15 protein-coding genes are annotated in these 20,430 nt (G+C 68.0%); 8 read left to right on the top strand and 7 right to left on the bottom strand.

Annotated features, from left to right (window positions below; translation table 11 throughout):
* Positions 1 to 84 precede the first annotated feature (84 nt).
* Both ACWDUN_RS01510 and dosR read left to right on the top strand, forming a co-directional pair.
* Positions 85 to 513, top strand: a complete 429-nt coding sequence (locus tag ACWDUN_RS01510) for a pyridoxamine 5'-phosphate oxidase family protein (protein WP_449923622.1) — start codon at positions 85 to 87, stop codon at positions 511 to 513.
* Positions 514 to 542: 29 nt separating this feature from the next.
* Positions 543 to 1,205 (top strand): hypoxia response regulator transcription factor DosR/DevR, encoded by a 663-nt coding sequence (gene dosR, locus ACWDUN_RS01515; protein ID WP_449926146.1) that lies wholly within the window; start codon positions 543 to 545, stop codon positions 1,203 to 1,205.
* On the opposite strand, the gene ACWDUN_RS01520 is transcribed toward dosR, so the two are convergent.
* Positions 1,170 to 2,156, bottom strand: coding sequence for an Acg family FMN-binding oxidoreductase (locus tag ACWDUN_RS01520; protein ID WP_449923625.1), 987 nt, complete (start codon positions 2,154 to 2,156; stop codon positions 1,170 to 1,172). The two genes, dosR and ACWDUN_RS01520, sit on opposite strands and share 36 nt — an antisense overlap.
* A 49-nt stretch (positions 2,157 to 2,205) precedes the next feature.
* Positions 2,206 to 3,762 carry a molybdopterin-dependent oxidoreductase gene (locus tag ACWDUN_RS01525; protein WP_449923627.1) on the bottom strand — a complete coding sequence of 519 codons (1,557 nt, stop codon included), beginning with the start codon at positions 3,760 to 3,762 and terminating at the stop codon, positions 2,206 to 2,208.
* A gap of 99 nt (positions 3,763 to 3,861) precedes the next feature.
* Between ACWDUN_RS01525 and ACWDUN_RS01530 the strand changes: the two genes are divergently transcribed.
* The gene (locus tag ACWDUN_RS01530; RefSeq protein ID WP_449923630.1) at positions 3,862 to 4,629 is read left to right on the top strand and encodes an SDR family NAD(P)-dependent oxidoreductase; all 768 of its coding nucleotides are present in this window, start codon (positions 3,862 to 3,864) and stop codon (positions 4,627 to 4,629) included.
* A gap of 58 nt (positions 4,630 to 4,687) precedes the next feature.
* On the opposite strand, the gene ACWDUN_RS01535 is transcribed toward ACWDUN_RS01530, so the two are convergent.
* Genes ACWDUN_RS01535 through ACWDUN_RS01545 form a run of 3 tightly spaced genes read right to left on the bottom strand, consistent with a single transcriptional unit; the run spans position 4,688 to position 7,479 of the window.
* Positions 4,688 to 5,446, bottom strand: a complete 759-nt coding sequence (locus ACWDUN_RS01535) for a sulfite exporter TauE/SafE family protein (protein ID WP_449923633.1) — start codon at positions 5,444 to 5,446, stop codon at positions 4,688 to 4,690.
* 34 nt (positions 5,447 to 5,480) lie between these two features.
* Positions 5,481 to 7,106 (bottom strand): SulP family inorganic anion transporter, encoded by a 1,626-nt coding sequence (locus tag ACWDUN_RS01540; protein WP_449923636.1) that lies wholly within the window; start codon positions 7,104 to 7,106, stop codon positions 5,481 to 5,483.
* On the bottom strand, positions 7,096 to 7,479 hold the full coding sequence (locus ACWDUN_RS01545; RefSeq protein ID WP_449923639.1) for an ArsR/SmtB family transcription factor: 384 nt from the start codon (positions 7,477 to 7,479) through the stop codon (positions 7,096 to 7,098). Before ACWDUN_RS01545 ends, ACWDUN_RS01540 begins: the two co-directional genes overlap by 11 nt.
* Before the next feature lie 234 nt (positions 7,480 to 7,713).
* Between ACWDUN_RS01545 and ACWDUN_RS01550 the strand changes: the two genes are divergently transcribed.
* Positions 7,714 to 8,196: a homocitrate synthase gene (locus tag ACWDUN_RS01550; protein ID WP_449923642.1), complete on the top strand. Its 483-nt coding sequence runs from the start codon at positions 7,714 to 7,716 to the stop codon at positions 8,194 to 8,196.
* Positions 8,197 to 8,293: 97 nt separating this feature from the next.
* Here the strand turns inward: ACWDUN_RS01550 and ACWDUN_RS01555 are convergent, their stop codons facing one another.
* Positions 8,294 to 9,778, bottom strand: coding sequence for a cytochrome P450 (locus tag ACWDUN_RS01555; RefSeq protein WP_449923645.1), 1,485 nt, complete (start codon positions 9,776 to 9,778; stop codon positions 8,294 to 8,296).
* Positions 9,779 to 9,906: 128 nt separating this feature from the next.
* The gene (locus ACWDUN_RS01560; protein WP_449923647.1) at positions 9,907 to 11,388 is read right to left on the bottom strand and encodes a cytochrome P450; all 1,482 of its coding nucleotides are present in this window, start codon (positions 11,386 to 11,388) and stop codon (positions 9,907 to 9,909) included.
* 138 nt (positions 11,389 to 11,526) lie between these two features.
* Here ACWDUN_RS01560 and ACWDUN_RS01565 point away from each other — a divergent pair, with 138 nt between their 5' ends.
* From ACWDUN_RS01565 to ACWDUN_RS01580, 4 genes are all read left to right on the top strand, one after another.
* The gene (locus ACWDUN_RS01565) at positions 11,527 to 12,171 is read left to right on the top strand and encodes a TetR/AcrR family transcriptional regulator (RefSeq protein ID WP_449923650.1); all 645 of its coding nucleotides are present in this window, start codon (positions 11,527 to 11,529) and stop codon (positions 12,169 to 12,171) included.
* Positions 12,172 to 12,205: 34 nt separating this feature from the next.
* Positions 12,206 to 13,072, top strand: coding sequence for an SDR family oxidoreductase (locus tag ACWDUN_RS01570; protein ID WP_449923653.1), 867 nt, complete (start codon positions 12,206 to 12,208; stop codon positions 13,070 to 13,072).
* Between the two features lie 176 nt (positions 13,073 to 13,248).
* A complete protein-coding gene (locus ACWDUN_RS01575; protein ID WP_449923656.1) occupies positions 13,249 to 18,690 on the top strand; it encodes a glutamate synthase-related protein in 5,442 nt (1,813 codons plus the stop codon).
* Positions 18,687 to 20,426 carry a sulfite reductase subunit alpha gene (locus ACWDUN_RS01580; protein ID WP_449923659.1) on the top strand — a complete coding sequence of 580 codons (1,740 nt, stop codon included), beginning with the start codon at positions 18,687 to 18,689 and terminating at the stop codon, positions 20,424 to 20,426. Before ACWDUN_RS01575 ends, ACWDUN_RS01580 begins: the two co-directional genes overlap by 4 nt.
* The last annotated feature ends 4 nt before the right edge of the window (positions 20,427 to 20,430 follow it).

Here is a 20,430-nt window from a genome sequence, read left to right on the forward strand (position 1 = left end):
CGGCGAAGTAGGGACCTTCGGCTCTGCTGGGTCGGGGTTTCGCGGCGCACACTGAGCGGAGTTCGCGGAAGGAAGGTGATGACCATGTCGCACGGCCAGCAACTCGACGTACTCAACCGTAGGCAGTGCCTGGACAGGTTGGCGCAGGTCAGAGTCGGCAGGCTGGTGTTCACCGAGGACGCCCTGCCGGCGATCCAGCCGGTCAACTTCCGGTTGTGGCGCGACGATGTGGTGATCCGGGTGGCCGGTGGACCCAAACTGGAGGCGGCCACCGCCAATCAGGTGGTGGCCTTCGAGGCCGACGAACTCGATCCCGATCTGCGCAACGGGTGGAGCGTCACGGTGGTCGGGCAGGCCGAATCCATCTCCGGGATCGACGATCTGGTCGAGGTGGCCGGGACCTTCATCGAGCCGTGGGCCCAGGGCCGCCGCGACCACTTCATCCGGATCCGCACCGAGCGGATCACCGGCCGCGAGTTCCGGGAGGACGCCGGGCCGCAGTACCGCGCGTGACCGGGACCGGGGATGATGGGGCGATGCCCGTGGTGAAGGTGTTCCTGGTCGACGATCACGAGGTCGTGCGGCGCGGACTGATCGATCTGCTCGGCGCCGATCCCGAGCTGGAGGTGGTCGGCGAGGCCGGCACGGTGGCCGAGGCGCTGGCCCGCATCCCGGCCGCCCGCCCCGATGTGGCGGTGCTCGACGTCCGGCTGCCCGACGGCAACGGCATCGAACTGTGCCGAGACCTGCTGTCGGACCTGCCCGATCTGCGCTGTCTGATGCTGACGTCGTTCACCTCCGACGAGGCCATGCTCGATGCCATCCTGGCCGGCGCCAGCGGGTTCGTGATCAAGGACATCAAGGGCCTCGAACTGGCCCGGGCCATCAAGGACGTCGGCGCGGGCCGCTCACTGCTGGACACCCGGGCCGCGGCCGCGCTGATGGCCAACCTGCGCGGGGCCGCGGAGAAGAACGACCCGCTGACCGGGCTCACCGAGCAGGAGAAAACCCTGCTGCACCTGCTGGCCGACGGGCTGACCAACCGCCAGATCGCGGCGCGGATGTTCCTCGCCGAGAAGACGGTGAAGAACTACGTGTCCCGGCTGCTGGCCAAACTGGGCATGCAACGCCGTACGCAGGCAGCGGTTTTCGCGTCCAAGCTGGAGCAGTCAGCCCAGCTGCGCGGGCCAGTCCACGACCGCTGACAACGGCAGCCGCGGTGTGGCGGGCAGCGGGTCGGCGTTGACCGGCGCCCAGCCCACCCGCAGCAGCATCTGCGGATACCCGATGTCGCCGAACACGTCGTCGCGCACCGCGGCCCGGGTCTCGGCGATCTCCAGCGGCTCGGTGACCGGGCAGCTGGCCAGCCCCAGGGTGGTCGCGGTGAGCAGCACCAGGCTGGTCGCCTCGCCGGCCCGCAACCGTGACAGCGCGCTGTCGTCCTTGGTGCCCAGCGCCAGCACCGCGACGCCGTCGTGCTCACCGCTGCCGTCGGCCGGTTGCGCCAGCACCGGGCCGGCGAATAGCCGGGCCGGGATCCGGGCCGCCGGATCGGGTTTGGGGGTGTTGTGCGCCGGGACCCCGGCGAGTGAGCCGTAACGCCCACTCCAGGTGGACAATTCGGTCAGATACTCCCGGTCGGTGGCGTGCCGCCAGACCGCCTCGGTGACGATCCGCTGCAATTCGGGCAGCCGCTGCGCCTGGCGCAGCATCACCCCTGCCCGGGCGGTCCGCGCCCCCATCAGGGCGATGTCGGCATCCGAGACGGCCCAGGCGCCATAGCCCCGGCGGTCGGTGCGCCGCCGCGGGATCGCCGCGGCCAGCGGCACGTCCGAGCCGGCCGGTGCACAGCGGCGCACGCCGACGCTGGCCAGATATCCGGGCTGATCCGGGTCGGGCAGCCGGCGCACCTGCGCCTGCCAACCGTGCGCGGCCAGCGCGATCACCGCGTGATGCAGCGTGGCGCCGCAACTGAGCAGCAGATCCCGGGAGTCCGGATCGGTCTGCGGCAGAGCGCGTTCGGGGTCGGCGTGCAACTCCAGTCGGTCGGCGTGGACGCGCCAGTGCCAGGGCTGCGTATTGTGGATCGACGGTGCGCGGGTCGCCAACGACAGCACCGTCTCGACGGTGTGCCGATCGGGAAAGGTCGCGTCCATATCCCCAGCCTGCTCCGCCGAGGGGTGCGCAACTAGTGCCGAAAGTCCCTCAGCCCACCGCGAAGTCCACCGAATGCCAGCCGGTGGCGCCGTCGGGGATGACGCTGGCCCAGTCCGAGGTCTGCACGTACCCGGTGTTGTCGGTGGCGCGCACCGTGATGGTGTGCAGGCCCGAGGTTTCGGCCTGCCAGTCCAAGCTCCACAGCCGCCAGGTGTCGTTCGAATAGGCCGCACCCAGGGTGGCCTGCTGCCACTGACCTTCGCCGGTGGGGGAGTCGATGCGCACCTCCACCGCGCGCACCCCGCGGGGCTGCGCCCAGGCCACCCCGCCGAACCGGACCGGCCCGAGCGCCACGTCCTGCCCGGAGCGTGGCACGTCGATACGGGACTGGGTCTTGATCGGGCCGCGCTCGGACCAACCCAACGGCGTCCAATAACCCTGAGCCCGATCGAATCTCGTCAACTCCAGATCCACCACCCACTTGGTGGCCGAGACGTAGCCGTACAGGCCGGGCACCACCAGCCGGGCCGGGTAGCCGTGTTCGATGGGCAGCGGCTGCCCGTTCATGGTGACGGCCAGCAGCGCGTCCCGGTCGTCGGTCATCGCCTCGACCGGGGTGCCCGCGGTGAACCCGTCACTGGACTCCGAGAGCACCATGTCGGCCTCGGCGGAGACCCCGGCGGCGGCGAGCAGGTCGCGTACCCGGTAGCCGCCCCACACCGCATTGCCGACCAGGTCACCGCCGACCGGATTGGAGACGCAGGCCAGCGTCACCATCTGCTCGACGAACTCGAACTGCTCCAGATCGGCGAAGCTGAATGTCTTCTCGCTGTCCACCATGCCGTGAATGCGCAGCCGCCAGCCGTCCCGGGACAGCTGCGGCACGCTCAGCGCGGTGTCGATGCGGTAGAAGTCGGCGTTGTCGGTGACGAACGGGGTCACGTCCACCCCGGTCGGCTGCACGCCCGGCGGCACCGGCGCCGCCGGTGCGGCCACCGGCGGCGGGGCGAACGCCGCCCGGTCGCCGGCCACCGAATGCACCCGCCGCGACCAGGCCGAGCCCACCGCCGCGCCCAGCACACCCAAGCCGAGCAGACCCAGCGCGGCCAGCGACAGCCGCCGTCCCGGATCGGCCTCGGCGGCCTCGTGGGCGGTGCCGTCGGTCAACCGGCCCGAGGTCAGGAACCGCAGGGTGAGGATGCCGCCCAGACCGCCGACGGCGGTGGGGATCACGTCGACCGGGGCCGCGCCGGCGCGGGTCAGCACCGCGACGCAGCCGGCGATCGCCGCGGCGGCGAACATCACCGACCCGATCGGCAGCCGGCGGCGCTCCAGCAGCCCGGCGAGACCGGCCAGCACGGCGATGACGAGCAGCACCATCACCGTCAGGAACAGCTTGTCGGCGGTGCCGAAGGTCTGGATCGCCCATTCCTTGACCGGACCCGGCGTCAGGTCGATGACGGTCGACCCGATCGCGTTGCGGGCGTCGGCGGATGAGCCCAGTGGGACGGCCACTAGGGCGCTCAGCCCCAGGGTCACCGCGGCTGCGGCGATACCGCTGAGGATCCGAGTCGCTGCAGGGATGTCCGGGGATGTGCGAACCACCAGACCACGCTAGCCGAGCCGACGTGCCGAAAGCCTTACCGTAAAGTGACGATCTTGCCGTAACGTTACATTTCGACCGATTTATGGAAAGGGAGCTAGATGGAGATTTCGGGCAAGAAGGCCGTGGTTGTCGGCGGGGCATCCGGCTTCGGCCGGGCGACCGCCGAGGCGTTGGCCAAGCGGGGCGCCGCTGTCGCGATCCTCGACCGTCCGCAGTCCAAGGGCAAGGACGTCGCCGACCAAATCGGCGGATCCTTCCACGACGTCGACATTCTCGACTTCGAGGGCACCGAACAGCTGCTGGCCAAGGTCGTCGAGGATCTGGGCGGGCTGCACATCGCGGTGACCACCGCCGGTGGCGGGATCGCCGAGCGCACCGTCAAGAAGGACGGCCCGCACGACCTGGAGTCGTTCCGGAAGAGCATCGACCTGAACCTGATCGGCACCTTCAATGTCAGCCGCCTCGCGGCCTGGCACATGAGCAAGAACGACCCGGTCGACGAGGAGGCCGAGGAGCGCGGTGTCATCATCAACACCGCGTCCATCGCCGCCTTCGAGGGCCAGATCGGCCAGGTGGCCTACACCGCCTCCAAGGCCGCCATCGCCGGCATGTGCCTGACCATGGCCCGCGACCTGGGCAGCCTGGGCATCCGGGCGCTGGCCATCGCGCCGAGCCTGTTCGCCACCGGTCTGACCGAGGGCATCCCGGATGAGTTCGCCAGCGTGCTCACCAAGGATGCCGCCTTCCCGAAGCGTCTCGGCAAGCCCGAGGAATACGCGAAGCTGGCGCTGGCGATCGTGGAGAACCCGATGCTCAACGGGCAGTGCCTGCGTCTGGACGCCGGTCAGCGGTTCGCCCCCAAGTAAGCGGTGAACTTCGGCGCGTTCACGTCCGTGCTGCGGACGTGAACGCGCCGAAGTCGTTTCAGGAGTAGGTGTCGACGCCGAGCTTGACCGCCAGGGTCAGTCCGGCGGCGGCGATCAGCAGCCGCAGCGGGGTGGCCGGGGCGTGTCGCACCACGATCGGCCCGAGCCGGGCCCCGATCAGGCATCCCGCGCCCATCACCGCCACGGCCGGCCAGTACACCGAGGCGGCGATGGTGAACACCACGGCCGCAACGCCGTTGGCGACCCCGAGCACCACGTTCTTGGTGGCATTCGCCTCGGCGAAGGTCACCATCTCGGTGCGGGTGAACACGGCGAGCATCAGCAAACCCGCTGCGGCGCCGAAGAATCCGCCGTAGAGACAGATCAGCCCGATCACCACCGCCTGGGTGATCTTTCGGCGCCGCGACAGCGGGCGTGCCCCGTCCCTGCCCTTGGGCAGCGCGATGGCCACCGAGGCCACCGCCAGCAGCACCGGGACCGCGTTCTCGAAGCCGTCGTCGGGGATGGACAGCAGTAGCACCGCTCCGGCCAGCCCGCCGAGCGCACCCATCGGGATCAGCCGACGCAGCCGCGGGCCCTGTCCGGCCAGCTCGGGCAGTGAGCCGCGCACCGATCCGACGCCGTTGAACACCAGCGCCACGGTGTTGGTCACGTTCGCGGTCACCGGTGGCAGGCCCACCATGAGCAGCGCGGGGTAGGTCGACACCGAGGCCAGGCCGGCGATGCTGCCGGTCAGCCCGCCACCGATGCCGGCGACGAACAGCAGTGCGATCTCCCACCCGGTCACTGGGCCCATCCTTGCCTACCGGTGTGGGCCGTGCCGATCCGCGTCAACCGGAGACGTGGCTGCGGGCGTGGGCGATCGCCTCGTCGAGCGAGTCGATCAGGTGGTTCTCGTGGCGCAGCGACTCGATGGCCCCGACCGTGGTGAGCAGCTCCAGGTGTTCGGGCTGCACGCCCTTGATGATCACGGTGACTCCGCGCGCCTCCAGGTCGGCGGTGATCTGGGCCAGCGTGTGTGCGCCGGTCGCGTCCAGCATGCCCAGCTGGGACATCCGGATGATCACCACCGACACCTCGGGATGGTCGGCGTCGACGATCGCGCTGGAGATCCGTTCGGCCGCACCGAAGAACATCGCACCGTCCAGCCGCAGCAGTGCGATGCGCTCGTCCCCGGGCCGATACGGCACGGGCAGCTTCTCGCGGGTGACGCTGCTGCGTCGGGCCACCGCGCGCAACGCGTAGAACGCGGCCACCAGGATGCCGATCACCACGGCGTCGATCAGGTCGAAGACGATGGTGATCGTCGCGGTGAGCACGAAGGTCAGCGCATCCGAACGGCTCGCCCGCAGGATCTTGGCGACGGTCCGGGTGGAGATCATCCGGAACGAGGTCACCATCAGCACCGCCGACAGCGCGGACAGCGGGATGGTGGCCACCGGCCCGCTGGCGAAGTAGACCACCGCGAGCAGCAGCAGGCAGTGCACGATCGCGGCGACCCGGGTGCGGGCCCCGGAGCGGACGTTGACCGCGGTGCGGGCGATGGCCCCAGTGGCGGGCATCCCGCCGAACATGCCCGAGGCCACCGACGCCAGACCCTGCCCGACGAGTTCGCGGTCCGGGTCGTACGGGCCGGTCGGTGACATGGTGGCCGCCACCCGGGCCGACAGCAGGGACTCGATGGCGGCCAGCGCGGCGATGGCCAGCGCCGCGCCGAGCAGCGCCCGCAACGCGGCCGGGTCGGCGTGCGGCAACACCGGCGCGGGCAGGTGGTCCGGGAGTTCCCCGATCCGGTCCACCGAAAGGCCAAGGGCGCCAACGGCAGCGGCGGCGACGATGATCGCGGCCAGTGATTCCGGGATGCCGCGGTGCAGCCGGGGCAGCACCACCATCAGGACCGCCACGATGCCCACCACCAGCAGTGCCGGCAGCGCGGCCGACCAGTCCGCGCCGGTCAGCACCGCCCAGGCGGCGACCAGGGGACTCGTGCCTGCCGGGGCCGTGGTGTTGAGCGCGGCCGGCACCTGCTGCAGGAAGATGATCGCCGCGATCCCCAGGGTGAACCCCTCGATCACCGGCCACGGGATGAAGGTGACCGCGCGGCCCAGGCCGGTGGCGCCCATGGCCAGCACCATCAGCCCGGCCAGCAGCGTGACCAGTGCGACGCTGCCGAGCCCGTAGGCGGCGACGATGGGGGCGAGGACGACGGCCATTGCCCCGGTCGGGCCGGACACCTGCACATCCGAGCCGCCGAACACCGCGGCGACCAGCCCGGCGATGACCGCGGTGATGAGTCCGGCGGCGGCCCCGACCCCGGAGCTGATGCCGAACGCCAGCGCCAACGGCAGCGCCACCACGCCGACGGTGATGCCGGCCAGCAGGTCCTGGCGCCAGCTGCGGGGGAGTTCGGCGTAATCGGCGCGCCGCGGCAGCAGCCGCCCGACGTCACTCGACACCGAGGCCGCCGATCGGGGGCAGCGCGGCCAGCGCGTCGAGCTGATCGCGGCGGGCGCTGAGGGTGTCGGCCAGGAAGGTGCGCGCGATGACCAGCAGTTCGGAGATCTTCGGATGGGCGAGCCGGTAGAAGACCGCGTTGCCGATGCGTTCGGCGGTGACCACTTGATGGCGCTTGAGGACGGCCAGGTGCTGGGACAGCAGCGTCGGCTCGATGTCGCTGCGGGCGAGGATCGCGCTGACCGGGGTGGGTTCCTCGGCGGCGGACAGGATCTCCAGCACCCGGATGCGCGACGGGTGCGCGAGCGCCTTGAAGAGATTGGCCTTGATCTCGTAGAGCGGCTGCTCGGTTCCGGGTGGGTGGCGATTCGGCATGGAGATCCTGCGACTTGATGGATTGAACAAATTCTCAATTAGAGTAGCCGACCGTCGGCGCGGGCGGCAAAAGGAAGTTGCGCGCGCCATCCGGGAGGGCTAACCTCGGCGATCGTGCATCGCATTCTCGTAGTAGCCAGTACCCGCAGCGGGGTCTGATCCAGACCGACCCCCCGCTGTGGGTCGGAAGCTACTACCCGTCGGTCGCTCCCTTTGAGCAGAGAAGACCGGCACATGAACTCCCACATCACCACCGACATCGCGAACAACCGTTTCGCGGACTTCTTCGACGCGCCGCTGCCCCGCGGCCTGCGGGACCAGGCCGCCGGGATGTCCTGGGATGACGTCGCGGCGACCTTCGGTTCCGCGAACGGACCGGTGAGCCTGGACCACTGGGATCAGGACGGGCGCGGTCCGCACATCATCGGCGCGCGGCGCGGCACCACGTATCGGGCCACCATCACCATCGGCGGACGCATCGCGGTGTCCTCGGTCACCGCAGCTGGCCCGCTGGCCGCGCTGACCGCGATGCTGTACGAACACGGAATCGCGTTGGAAATGCTGAACTTTCACCAGCTGCGGGCCGGCGGGCAGACCGCGACGTTCATCCGCGGCACCGACGGTGTGCACACCGAGTGGGCGATCGGCTGGTCGGAATGCCCGAACCAGTCGGCGCTGCGGGCCGTCATCGCCTGTGCCAACCGGCTGGCGGCCTGACACTTTTCCCGGCGAGCTGGGGGCACCTCCCGGCGAGCAGACGCAAAACTGCCCACTTTCACGCCGAAAGTGGGCAGTTTGCGTCTGCTCGCGGAGGTCAGTGCAGCGGGCGCAGGATGACCGGCATGCCGTCCATCGGCACCGGCATACCGGCGTAATCCAGCTTGGCCTGGTAGCCCGGGTACGGCGGCTCAAGGCGGTACTTGCGCAGCAGGCGGTGCATGACGGTCTTGATCTCCAGCTGGCCGAAGACCATGCCGATGCACTTGTGGGCGCCGCCGCCGAACGGGGCGAAGGCGTAGCGGTGCCGCTTGTGCTCGTTGCGCGGCTCGGCGAAGCGGGCCGGGTCGAACTTCTCCGGATCGGTCCACAGCTCGGGCAGGTGGTGGTTGATCGACGGCCACGTCACGACGTTGGTGCCGGCCGGGATGAAGTGGCCCAGCAGATCGGTGTCGCGCACCGTGGAGCGCACGTTGAACGGCAGCGGGGTGACCAGGCGCAGCGCCTCGTTGATCACCAGGTCATAGGTCTCCAGCTTGTCGAGGGCCTCGATGTCTAGCGGGCCGTCGCCGATGCGCTCGGACTCCTCGCGGCAGCGCTCCTGCCATTCCGGGTTGGCCGCCAGGTGATACGCCATCGTCGTCAGCGTCGAGGTCGAGGTGTCGTGGGCGGCCATCATCAGGAAAATCATGTGGTTGGTGATGTCCTGATCGGTGAAGGTGTTGCCGTCCTCGTCGGCGGTGTGGCACAACACCGTCAGCATGTCCGTGCCGTCGGAGTTGCGCTTCTCCTTGACCCGCTCCTCGAAGTACTGGTCGAGCACCTTGCGGGCCTGCAGACCGCGCCACCACTTGAACGGCGGCACACCGGTGCGGATGATGGCGCCGCCGGCCCGGGTGGTCATGGTGAAGGCGTCGTTGACCTTGGTGACCAGTTCCTTGTCGGTGCCGGGCTCGTGGCCCATGAACACCACCGAGGCGATGTCGAGCGTCAGCTCCTTGACCGCCGGATAGAACAGGAAGCGGGCATCGTTCTCGACCCAGTCGCCGGCGATGACGGCCGACGCCACCCGGTCGATGTGCTCGACGTAACCGGTCAGCCGGCTACGCGTGAACGCCTCCTGCATGATCCGGCGGTGGAACATGTGCTCGTCGAAGTCGAGCATCATCAGGCCGCGGTTGAAGAACGGGCCGATGACCGGATCCCAGCCCTTCTGCGAGAAGTCCTTGTTGCGGTTGGAGAACACGGCCTGGGTGGCGTCCGGGCCGAGTGCGGCGACGCTGGGCAGCGCGGGGGAGTAGGCGTAGTGCACGGGGCCGAACTTCTTGTAGACCTCCAGCAGATACTCGGGGCCGGCCCGGAAGGTCTCGATCATGTGACCCAGGATCGGTAGGCCCGAGTCACCCAGCACCGGCTTGAGCCCACTGCCGGCAGGCGGCTCGGCCAGCACGAACTGCTTGAAGTCGTGCTGGCGCAGCCGCTGTTCGACCGCGCCCATCCCGGGCATGTTGTTCAGCGTCGGGGTGAACTTTCGCTTGGCCTGATCCAGCAGATAAGCCGGCGTGCTGATGGTGGTCGCCATTGACGGAACTCCTTCGTGCAGACAAGACCTGTGGTCGATGTCACTCCTGCGCCCATCTTCTACGGCTAACTTGACGCCTGTCAAGTTTGGGTTGGCAAACGAATTCGGCTGTGCCGCCGAACGAGCCGTCAACGGATCGGGCGCAGCACGATCGGCATGCCGTCCATCGGCACCGGCATGCCGCCGTTGTCCCAGCGCGGTTTGTAGCCCGGCTTGACGAGCTCAAGTCGGTACCTGCGCAGCATCCGGTGCACGATCGTCTTGACCTCCAACTGCCCGAACACCATGCCGATGCACTTGTGCGCGCCGCCGCCGAACGGGGCGAAGGCGTAGCGGTGGCGTTTGTGCTCACTGCGCGGTTCGGCGAAGCGGTCCGGGTCGAATTTCTCCGGATCGGTCCACAGTTCGGGCAGCCGGTGGTTCATCCCCGGCCAGGTCACCACGTTGGTGCCGGCCGGCACGTAGTACCCGAGCAGATCGGTGTCGCGCACGGTCTGGCGCATGTTGAACGGCAGCGGGGTCACCAGCCGCAGGCACTCGTTCATGACCAGGTCGAGGGTCTCCAACTTGTCGAGTGCCTCGATGTCGAGCGGCCCGTCGCCGAGTCGGTCGGACTCCTCGCGGCAGCGGTCCTGCCATTGCGGATGTGCGGCCAGGTGGTAGGCGATGGTGGTCGCCGTCGACGTCGAGGTGTCGTGGGCGGCCATCATCAAGAAGATCATGTGGTTGACGATGTCGGCGTCGGAGAACGAGTTGCCGTCCTCGTCGCAGGCATGGCACAGCACCGTGAGCATGTCGGTGCCGCCGGAGTCGCGCCGCTCTTCGATGCGCGCCTCGAAGTAGTCCTCCAAGACCTTGCGGGCCCGCAACCCCTGCCACCACTTGAACGGTGGCACGGCAAAGCGCAGGATCGCCCCGCCCGAGCGGGTGGTGGTGGCGAAGGCGTCGTTGACCTTGGTGACCAGTTCGCGGTCGTCACCCGCGTGCTCGTGGCCCATGAACACCACCGAGGCGATGTCCAGCGTGAGTTCCTTCATGGCCGGGTGGAACAGGAAGCGGGCGTCGTTGGTGGGCCAGTCGGCGACGACGGCGGTGGCGACGTGGTCGATGTGCTCGACGTAGTTCGTCAACCGGGTCCGGGTGAAGGCCTCCTGCATGATGCGGCGGTGGAACATGTGTTCCTCGAAGTCGAGCATCATCAGGCCGCGGTTGAAGAACGGACCGATGACCGGATGCCAGCCCTTCTGCGAGTAGTCCTTGTTGCGGTTGGAGAAGATCGTCTGCGTGGCGTCCGGGCCGAGGGCGACGATCGAACTCAGGATCGGTGAATCGGCGTAGGTGATGGGTCCGCGGGTGTTGTACAGGTGCAGCGGGTAGTCAGCGCCCTCGCGGAACATCTCGACGATGTGGCCGACCAGTGGCAGGCCCGAGTCGCCGAGGATGGGCCTGAGGCCGCTGTTTGCCGGCGGCTCGGCCAGGGTCTTCTGTTTCCACTGGTGCTCGAGCAATCGCTGTTCCAGCAACCCCATCCCGGGAATGGTGTTGACGGTCGGAGTGAATCGGCGTCTGGCCTGATCGAGCAGATAGGACGGGGTGCTGATGGTCGCCATCGAGAAGCTCCTGCCTGGAACGCTGCGAAGAATGCCGGCGGACTGTGGTGGATATCACTCTGCAAACTCATCCTGTCTGTCACACTTGACGCATGTCAAGTTTTGTTCTCGCGTGGCGCGGTGCCAAGGTTTAATGCCATGAGCGCCTCACCGGATACCGAGTCCGAGACTCGACGTACACGCGGTGACCGGCAGCGCGATGCGATCGTCAACGCCGTTCGTGAACTGCTGGGCACCAAGCCCTTCGCTGACCTGTCGGTCAGCATGATCAGCGAACGCGCCGGGGTCGCCCGGTCGGGCTTCTACTTCTACTTCGATTCCAAGTACGACGTGCTGGCCTTCATCGTGAAGGACGCCCTGGCCGAACTCGATCAGCTGACCCACAACTTCGCGCCGCGCGATCCCGGCGAATCGCCGGCCGCCTTCGCCAAGCGGATGGTCGGCAGCGCCGCGGCGGTGTTCATCACCAACGACCCGATCATGGTCGCCTGCACGTCGGCGCGCAGTAGCGACGCCCAGATCAGCGACATCATGAACGACTTCGAGGACGCCGTCATCGCCAAGATCGTCGCCGTCGTCGAGGACGAGGTGGCCAAGGGCACCCGGCCGATCTCCGACGACATCCCGGCCCTGGTCCGGATGCTGACGGCGACCAGCGCGTGGACGCTGTCGCACGACACCGCCTTCGTCGGCCGGGGCACCGATCCGGCCCGCGCGGTCGAGGTGCTCGAACGCCTCTGGCTCAACGCCCTGTGGGGAAGCGCGGCCTCCTGGGAGGAGTGACGCGGCAGGGGCGGCGCCTGGGTAGTGTTGGACCATGGCTACCGCTGACGGCTTCGCCGGAAAACGGGTTCTGCTCACCGGTGCGGCCAGCGGTATCGGCCGTGCGCTCGCCCTGGACCTGGCCGCCCAGGGCTCCGAACTCTTCCTCACCGATCGCGATGCCGAGGGTCTGGCCACCACGGTCGCCGACGCCCAGGCGCTGGGCGCAGTTGTCCGGGCCTACCGTGCTTTTGATATCACCGACTTCGAGGCGGTCTCGGCCTTCGCCACCGACGTGCACACCGCGCACGGTGCGCTCGACATCGTCATGAACATCGCCGGGATCTCCGCGTGGGGCACCGTGTCCACGCTGACCCACGAGCACTGGAAGTCGATGATCGACGTCAACCTGATGGGACCCATCCACGTCATCGAGACGTTCGTGCCGCCGATGGTCGCGGCCGGCCGCGGCGGTCACCTGGTCAACGTGTCCTCGGCGGCGGGCATCGTCGCGCTGCCCTGGCACGCCGCCTACAGCGCGAGCAAGTACGGGCTGCGCGGCCTGAGCGAGGTGTTGCGGTTCGACCTGGCCCGGCACCGCATCGGCGTGTCGGTCGTCGTGCCCGGCGCGGTGAAGACGGGTCTGGTGCAGACGGTGCAGATCGCCGGGGTGGACCGCGAAGATCCCCGGGTGGCCAAGTGGGTGGACCGGTTCGCCGGGCACGCCATCTCCCCGGAACGCGCGGCCGAGAAGATCCTGGCCGGCGTGCGGCGCAACCGCTTCCTGATCTACACCTCGACCGACATCCGAGCGTTGTACACCTTCAAACGCGTCGCCTGGTGGCCCTACAGCGTGGCGATGCGCCGGGTCAACGTGCTGTTCACCCGGGCGTTGCGGCCCAAGCAGCGCGCCGCCCGCTGAACTTTCGCGTTGGAAATATCACACCCCGGGCCACGGCGGCTACCAGGGGTTTTAGGTTAGGCTAAGACATTTGCGCGCGCCGGAGCCTGGCGATGACAGGCTCTCGTGCGGGACGGCTCAACGTCGAGAGGCCCACGCGGTGCGCTGGGACGGTTCGACGTTGAGGAGATCACCGGTTGTCGCGACTTTTTGATCCGGATCTGGAAAAGAGCAGCTGTGGCGTCGGGTTCCTGACGCGCAAGGACGGCCGCCAGACCCACGAGGTCATCCGCAAGTTGCACGAGGCGCTGTGCGCGGTGCCGCACCGCGGTGGCATGTCCTCCGAGGGCGTCGGCGACGGCGCGGGGGTCAACCTGGACCTGTCGGTGCGCTTCTTCCGTGAGGTGACCGGGCGTGCCGATCTGGAACTCGGCCAATTCGGGGTAGGCAACTTCTTCCTGCCCAACGATGCCGCGTTCCACGCCGAGGCCGAGGCCGTCATCGAAGGCGCACTGCGCGCCCAGGGCTTCGACATCGTCGTCAAACGCGATGTGCCCGTGGACGACACGGCCATCCGACCGGCCGCCGTCAAGTACCAGCTGCCGATCCGCCAATGGGTGTTCACCTACGGTGCCGGCGACGCGTTCGACCGCCGCATCCACGACGCCCTGATGGCCATCGAGGCCGTCGCCTACACCGAACCGACCTTGCTGGGCCTGTACCCGCTGTCGGTCAGCGCCCGCACCCAGGTGCTCAAGGGCCGGCTGAACTCGAACGAGGTCGTCCCGTATTTCCGGGACCTGTCCGACCCGCGGATGGAAGTGCACTCGATGTTCTTCCACACCCGCTTCTCCACCAACACGGTGCCCAATGCCACCATGGCGCAACCGTTCCGGTTGATGGCGCACAACGGTGAGCTGAACACCGACAAGAAGAACCGGCTGTCCGACAACGCCGTCGCGCGGGCCCGCAACCGGGCGATCGTACGCCCGGTGGGGCAGTCCGACAGCTGCCGGCTGGACCAGACGCTGCAGAGTCGGGTGCTCGAAGACGATCTGGACCTGATCACCGCGGTTGTCGCGATGATGCCACCGGCCTGGGAGAACGACGACACGCTGTCCCCGCAGGTGCGGGCCATGCTGGAGTTCTTCAGCCTCTACGAGGAGAAGAACGACGGTCCGGCCGCCCTGATCTTCGGTGACGGCACCTATATCGGCGCCCGGCTGGACCGGCTGGGGCTGCGCCCCCTGCGGACCGTGGAGACCGCCGAGTACCTCGGTGTGATGTCCGAGGCCGGCCAGGTGTACTTCCCGCCCGGCGAGGTCATCAAGCGCGGGCGCATCGAGGCCGGCGGCATGCTGTACTACGACCACCGTGAGCACCGCTCGTACAGCACCGTCGAGGCGCTGGAAAAGCTTGCCGCCAAACATGATTACGAGCGCATGCTGGGCGAGGCCAGGGTCAACCTGGCCGATCTGCCCGCCGTTGCGCCCGAGGGGCAGCTCTCGCCCGCGCGCTACAACGGTGACCTGACGCGGCATCAGCGGTATGTGGCCTACTCGCTGAACCAGGAGAGCTTCAAATTCCTGATGGATCCGATGCTCACCACGGGTCAGGAAAAGATCTCGGCGATGGGCTACGGCGCGGCCATCAACGCGTTGTCCAATCACGAGGGCGGTATCGCGCGGTACTTCACCCAGCGTTTCGCCCAGGTGACCAACCCGCCGCTGGACAGCATCCGCGAGGCCGACGGGATGACGCTGCGGGTGGCCCTGGGCGCCAAACCCAACAGCGGTGGCAAGCCCGCGCCGCAGATCGTGGTGCCGACGCCGATCCTGACGCACCTGGAGATGCTCAGGATCCGCGACCAGAAGCACACCCCGGTCGAGCGTTTCGGCATGTTCTACCGGATCGATCTGCAGGATGCAGCCGCCAATGCCGAGGCGTTGGTGCGGGGTATCGACAAGGTCTGTGACGAGGTCGAGGAGTTCGCCAGGGAGACCGGCGGTATCGCCGTCATCTCCGACCGGCACGTCGAAAGTGGTTTGGCGGCAATACCGCTCATCATCGTGATCTCCGCGATCAACCAGCGCCTCATCGAGGAGGGACTGCGGTTGCGGGTCTCGGTGATCGCCGAGAGCGGACAGATCTGCTCATCGCATCATGTCGCGACCGCGCTGGGCTTCGGTGCGTCGGCGGTGTACCCGCTGGGTGTCCAGATGCGCGCCGAGGAGAAGTTCGGGCCCGACGAGCAGCATGTTGCCGCGGCGTTCAAACACTTCGCCAAGGCCGCCGAGAAGTCGTTGATGAAGACGATGGGCCGCGTCGGTCTGTGCACCGCCGAGAGCTATATCGGCGGCGAGTTCTTCGAGCCGAGCTACCTGGATACCGCCGAGCCGGTGCTGCGGCGCTATTTCCCCAATGTCGTCTCGCCGGTGGGCGGCGTCGGGTTCTCGACCCTGGCCGAGACCGCGGCGCAGTGGCATGGCCGCGCACTGGCGGTCACCGGTGAGAAGGACGTCCCGCTGCTCGGGCTGTTCAAGGAACGCGCCGAGGGTGCGGGCCACTCCTACGGCACCACGGCGGTGCGCGGTTTCGTCGACATGACCGAGGAGGCCATCTCCTTCGGTGACGAGGCCCGCCCGGAGAACCCCGACATGGCCGACCCGCTGTATCTGCGCCGGTTGCCGCTGCATCAGCTGGAGGGTGCGTTCGGTCTGGACGACGAGGCCTACCGCAACAACAGCTTCGAACAGATGTCGCCGCGGGCGATCAACAGCTTCGACATCACCCCGGGTTACCGCAATTTCGTGATGGCGATGAACACCGAGCGGGCCCGGCGCCCCGCGGCGCTGCGTGATGTGCTGGCCTTCCCGGCCGACGTGAACTTTCTGCGCACCGCCGAGGAGTTCCGTTCCGAGATGGGACAGTTCGCGCTGTGGGGTAACAACGGTTACCTGGTGCGCGGGCTGACCATCTCGCGTGTCGGTGACGAGTTCACCCTCAAGCTGGCCCATTCCGCGGGCCGGCTGACCGAACTGGCCGAATCGCTGCGGCAGCGCTTCGGTAGCGAGATCGTCGACTACGACATCGTCGAAGACCGGTTGTGGCTGCGCGCCGCCGGTGAGGCGCTGCAGTACCTGTCCAAGGTGCACACCGCCCCGGATTCGATCCCGCTGTCCTCGGTGCAAGCCGCCGACGAGATCGCCGCCACGCTGGCGTCCGGGGCCATGAGCCACGGCGCGTTGGTGGCGTCGGCACACGAGGCCGTCGCGCACGGCACCAACATGGTCGGCGGGCTGTCCAACTGCGGTGAGGGTGGCGAGCACATCACCCGCTACGGCACCATCCGCGGCTCGCGGATCAAGCAGTTCGCCTCCGGCCGGTTCGGGGTATGGGCCGGATATCTGGCCGATCCGATGCTGCGTGAATTGGAGATCAAGATCGGCCAGGGTGCCAAACCCGGTGAGGGCGGCCAGCTCCCGGCGCCCAAGGTGACGGTGCAGATCGCCGCCGCCCGCGGAGGTACGCCCGGCGTCGAGCTGGTGTCCCCGCCGCCGCACCACGACACCTATTCGATCGAGGACCTGGCCCAGCTGATCCACGACTGCAAGGCCGCCCGGGTCCGGGTGATCGTCAAGCTGGTCAGCTCGGAAGGTATCGGCATCATCGCCGCGGGTGTGGCCAAGGCGGGTGCGGATGTCATCAACGTCGCCGGCAACACCGGCGGCACCGGTGCGGCCGCCGTCACCAGCCTCAAATATGCCGGCCGGTCCGCCGAGATCGGCGTGGCCGAGGTCCATCAGGCACTGGTGGCCAACGGTATCCGGCAGAAGGTCGTGCTGCGCGCCTCCGGGGCGCACCAGACCGCCAGCGATGTGGTGAAGTCCGCACTGCTGGGCGCCGACAGCTACGAGTTCGGCACCACCGCACTGATGATGCTCAAGTGCGTGATGGCCAAGAACTGCAACATCAAGTGCCCGGCCGGTCTGACCACCAATTCCGAGGCCTTCGAGGGCGATCCGCGCGCGCTGGCGCAGTACCTGCTCAACATCTCGCACGAGGTCCGCGAGATCCTGGCGATGCTCGGCCTGCCGTCGCTGCGGCACGCGCGCGGTCGCAGCGACCTGCTGCACCTGCTGGACCACCCGTCCAGCATCGGCCGGCTGGACCTCAAGGCGATGCTGACCGTCGCCGAGGGATTCGTCCCGGATGACCCGATCTACATGGAGAAGGATTACGCCGTCGATGACGCGTTCCTGGCCCAGCTGAACCTGGCCGGGGTGTCGATGGCGCCGGTGACGCTGACCAATGGCAACAAGAGCGTCGGCGGCCAACTGGCCATCGATATCGAGCGGATGCTCAATCACGAAGGGGCGCAGGGCCAGGCGGTCACCGTCGACGAACGCGGCCGCCGGTTCCTCACGCCCGACAGCGTGCTGATCACCACCGACGGTTCGGCCGGCCAGAGCTACGGCGCCTTCTGCAACGACGGTATGACCATGACCCACACCGGCACCTGCAACGACGGTGTCGGCAAGAGCCAGTGCGGCGGCACCATCGCGGTCCGCTCACCCGGCGGCGGATCGGATCTGCCCGGCGGCAACGTGCTGATCGGCAACTTCGCGTTGTTCGGCGCCTCGGGTGGGCGGCTGTTCGTCGCCGGTGAGGCCGGCGACCGGTTCGCGGTGCGCAATTCCGGCGCCACCGCGGTGGTCGAGGGTGTCGGCGAATTCCTGTGCGAGTACATGACCAACGGTGCGGTGTTCAACATCGGCGGGTTCGGCAAGGGCGTCGCCAACGGTATGAGCGGCGGCTTCCTGTACCAGTACGACCCCGACGGTGCGCTGGCTGCGAAGGTGAGCGCGGACTCGGTGCTGATCGCCCCGCTGACCGAGGCGCCGTTCCACGAGGTCGCCGCCAAGACGCTGCTGGGCTGGCACGTCGAGGCCACCGGATCGGCGAAGGCCACTGCGCTGCTTGCCGATTGGGAGACCACGCGCGAGCACGTGAAGTATGCGATGCCGCGTGCGCTGCTGCAGTACCAGGACGCCGATGCGATCCTGGCCGCCAAGACCCGCAAGGAACTGCTCGACGAGCTCGCCTCGGCGCTGTCGGGCTATCAGGTGGCCAAGTTCAAGCGGTCCTACCGCGCCGGTGAGTCGGTGCTCGACGGTGCGGTGCCCGGCTACGGGGACACCGACACCGAGGAGATGTACGCGCTGCTGAACACCTACACGGTGCTCAACATGGCGCAGCAGCTGGCCCTGACCCGGCTGCCGGGTGTGACCGATGTGAGCGACCCGGCGATCGGCAAGACCGTGCGCAACCTGGTGCTCACCGAGGACTTCTTCCTGATCCAGAAGTTGCAGCGCTACGCCCGCGAGGCGATCGACGGATTCAGCGACGAGGACCTCGCGGTCTTGATCGCCAACAAGCGCATCACCGACTACAAGGACGCGCTGTCCCAGCGCAATGTGCTGTCGATGGACAGTCCGGGCACCTACGGCTGGATCCTGTTCCAGAGCGCCAAGAACGTCGAGCGGATCGGCCGGCTGCCCTCGTTCGAGGAATTGTTCGCCGCCCAGTCCGTGCCGGACGTGGTGGCCTCGCTGACCACTTTGGAGAGTGCCTCGTGAAGATCGCCTACATTCCCCAGGACGCCCCGTTCAACGAGGATCAGCGCGCCTGGCTGTCCGGTTTCCTGGCCGGTCTGCACTCGCGACTGGCCATGAACGTGGCGCCGCCCCCGGCGGCCGTCGCCGACGCTCCCGCATCGCGACCCGCGCTGCGGATCCTGTACGGCACCCAGACCGGTAATGCCGAGGGCGTGGCCAATGACGCGGCCGCGGCGGCCAAATTGCAGGGCTTCGACGTCAAGGTCAGCGGCCTCGACGAGATCGAACTCGACGAGTTCGCGGGTCTGAAGTATGTGCTGATCGTGACGTCGACCTACGGCGAGGGCGAGATGCCCGACAACGCCGAACTGTTCTGGGAAGCGTTGTCGGGCACCACCGCTCCGCGGCTGGAGGGTGTGTCCTACGGCGTGCTGGCCCTCGGTGACACCAGCTACGACGAGTTCTGTCAGGCCGGCAAGCTGTTCGATATCCGGCTGGAGCAATTGGGCGCCACCCGGGTGGTCCCGCGCACCGATTGCGATGTCGAGTACGAGGCGCATGCCGCGGAGTGGATCCAGGGTGCCCTGACCGCGCTGGTGCCGACATCCGGTGCCAGCGGAACCCCGAGCACGCCGCCGCCGAGCGCGGTCGCCCGGTCCGGCTGGACCCGCAAGAACCCGTTCGTCGCCGAGGTGGCGGTGAACCGGCTGCTGTCCGGGCCCGGTTCGGACAAGGAGATCCGCCACGTCGAATTCGCCTTGGCCGACAGCGGTATCGAGTACGAGGCCGGCGATGCGCTGGCGGTCATCCCGGAGAACGATCCGGTGCTCGTCGAGGCCATCGCCGAGCATTTCCGCGTCTCACCCGACACGCTGGTCGACGACCGGCCGCTGGGCGAGCTGCTGGCCAGACGCTACGAGATCAGCGCGCCGTCGAAGGATCTGCTGGGCGAGGTGGAGAAGCGTGCCGACAACGAGGAGTTGTCCCACGTGCTGCGCGGCGGGGTCAAGGAAACCCTGGAACGCTGGTTGTACGGCAAGGACATCCTGGACGTCCTGCGCATCGCCGGTGATCTGCTGAGCCTCGACGAGTTCATCGGCCTGCTGAAACCGCTTCAGCACCGGGCCTATTCGATCTCCTCGAGCGCGCTGGCACATCCGGATCGCATCCATCTGACGGTCGCGGCGGTGCGCTACCAGAGCAACGGCCGCACCCGCGGCGGCGTCTGCTCGACCTTCCTGGCCGACCGCGGCGGCACCGCCAAGATCTTCCTGCAGCCCAACAAGTCGTTCCGTGTCCCGACCGATGATGCCGCGCCGATGATCATGGTGGGCCCGGGAACCGGTGTGGCACCGTTCCGGGCGTTCCTGCAGGAGCGTGAGCAGCGTGGAGCCGGCGGGCGCAACTGGTTGTTCTTCGGCGATCAGCACCGTGAACACGATTTCGCCTACCAGTCCGAATTGCTGGACTGGCAGGAAAATGGCCTGCTGACCCGACTGGATCTGGCCTTCTCGCGTGACCAATCCGAGAAGATCTACGTCCAGACCAGGATGTTGGAGCATGGTGCCGAGGTGTTCGCCTGGCTTGAGGACGGCGGGCACTTCTACGTCTGTGGCGATGCCACGCGGATGGCCAAGGACGTCGACAAGGCATTGCACCAACTCGTTGCAGCGCACGGCGGGATGGCCGCCGATGCCGCCACCGAGTACGTGAACTCGCTCAAGCGCGAGAAGCGCTACGTGCGCGACGTGTACTGACCCG

The sequence above is a fragment of the Mycobacterium sp. NPDC003323 genome (assembly GCF_053589535.1).

Bases quoted from the DNA above. Each gene is read 5' to 3' on its own strand.
- ACWDUN_RS01510 (WP_449923622.1), top strand. From the start codon at position 85: ATGTCGCACGGCCAGCAACTCGACGTACTCAACCGTAGGCAGTGCCTG.
- ACWDUN_RS01520 (WP_449923625.1), bottom strand. From the start codon at position 2,156: ATGGACGCGACCTTTCCCGATCGGCACACCGTCGAGACGGTGCTGTCG.
- ACWDUN_RS01530 (WP_449923630.1), top strand. From the start codon at position 3,862: ATGGAGATTTCGGGCAAGAAGGCCGTGGTTGTCGGCGGGGCATCCGGC.
- ACWDUN_RS01535 (WP_449923633.1), bottom strand. From the start codon at position 5,446: ATGGGCCCAGTGACCGGGTGGGAGATCGCACTGCTGTTCGTCGCCGGC.
- ACWDUN_RS01545 (WP_449923639.1), bottom strand. From the start codon at position 7,479: ATGCCGAATCGCCACCCACCCGGAACCGAGCAGCCGCTCTACGAGATC.
- ACWDUN_RS01550 (WP_449923642.1), top strand. From the start codon at position 7,714: ATGAACTCCCACATCACCACCGACATCGCGAACAACCGTTTCGCGGAC.
- ACWDUN_RS01555 (WP_449923645.1), bottom strand. From the start codon at position 9,778: ATGGCGACCACCATCAGCACGCCGGCTTATCTGCTGGATCAGGCCAAG.
- ACWDUN_RS01560 (WP_449923647.1), bottom strand. From the start codon at position 11,388: ATGGCGACCATCAGCACCCCGTCCTATCTGCTCGATCAGGCCAGACGC.
- ACWDUN_RS01565 (WP_449923650.1), top strand. From the start codon at position 11,527: ATGAGCGCCTCACCGGATACCGAGTCCGAGACTCGACGTACACGCGGT.
- ACWDUN_RS01570 (WP_449923653.1), top strand. From the start codon at position 12,206: ATGGCTACCGCTGACGGCTTCGCCGGAAAACGGGTTCTGCTCACCGGT.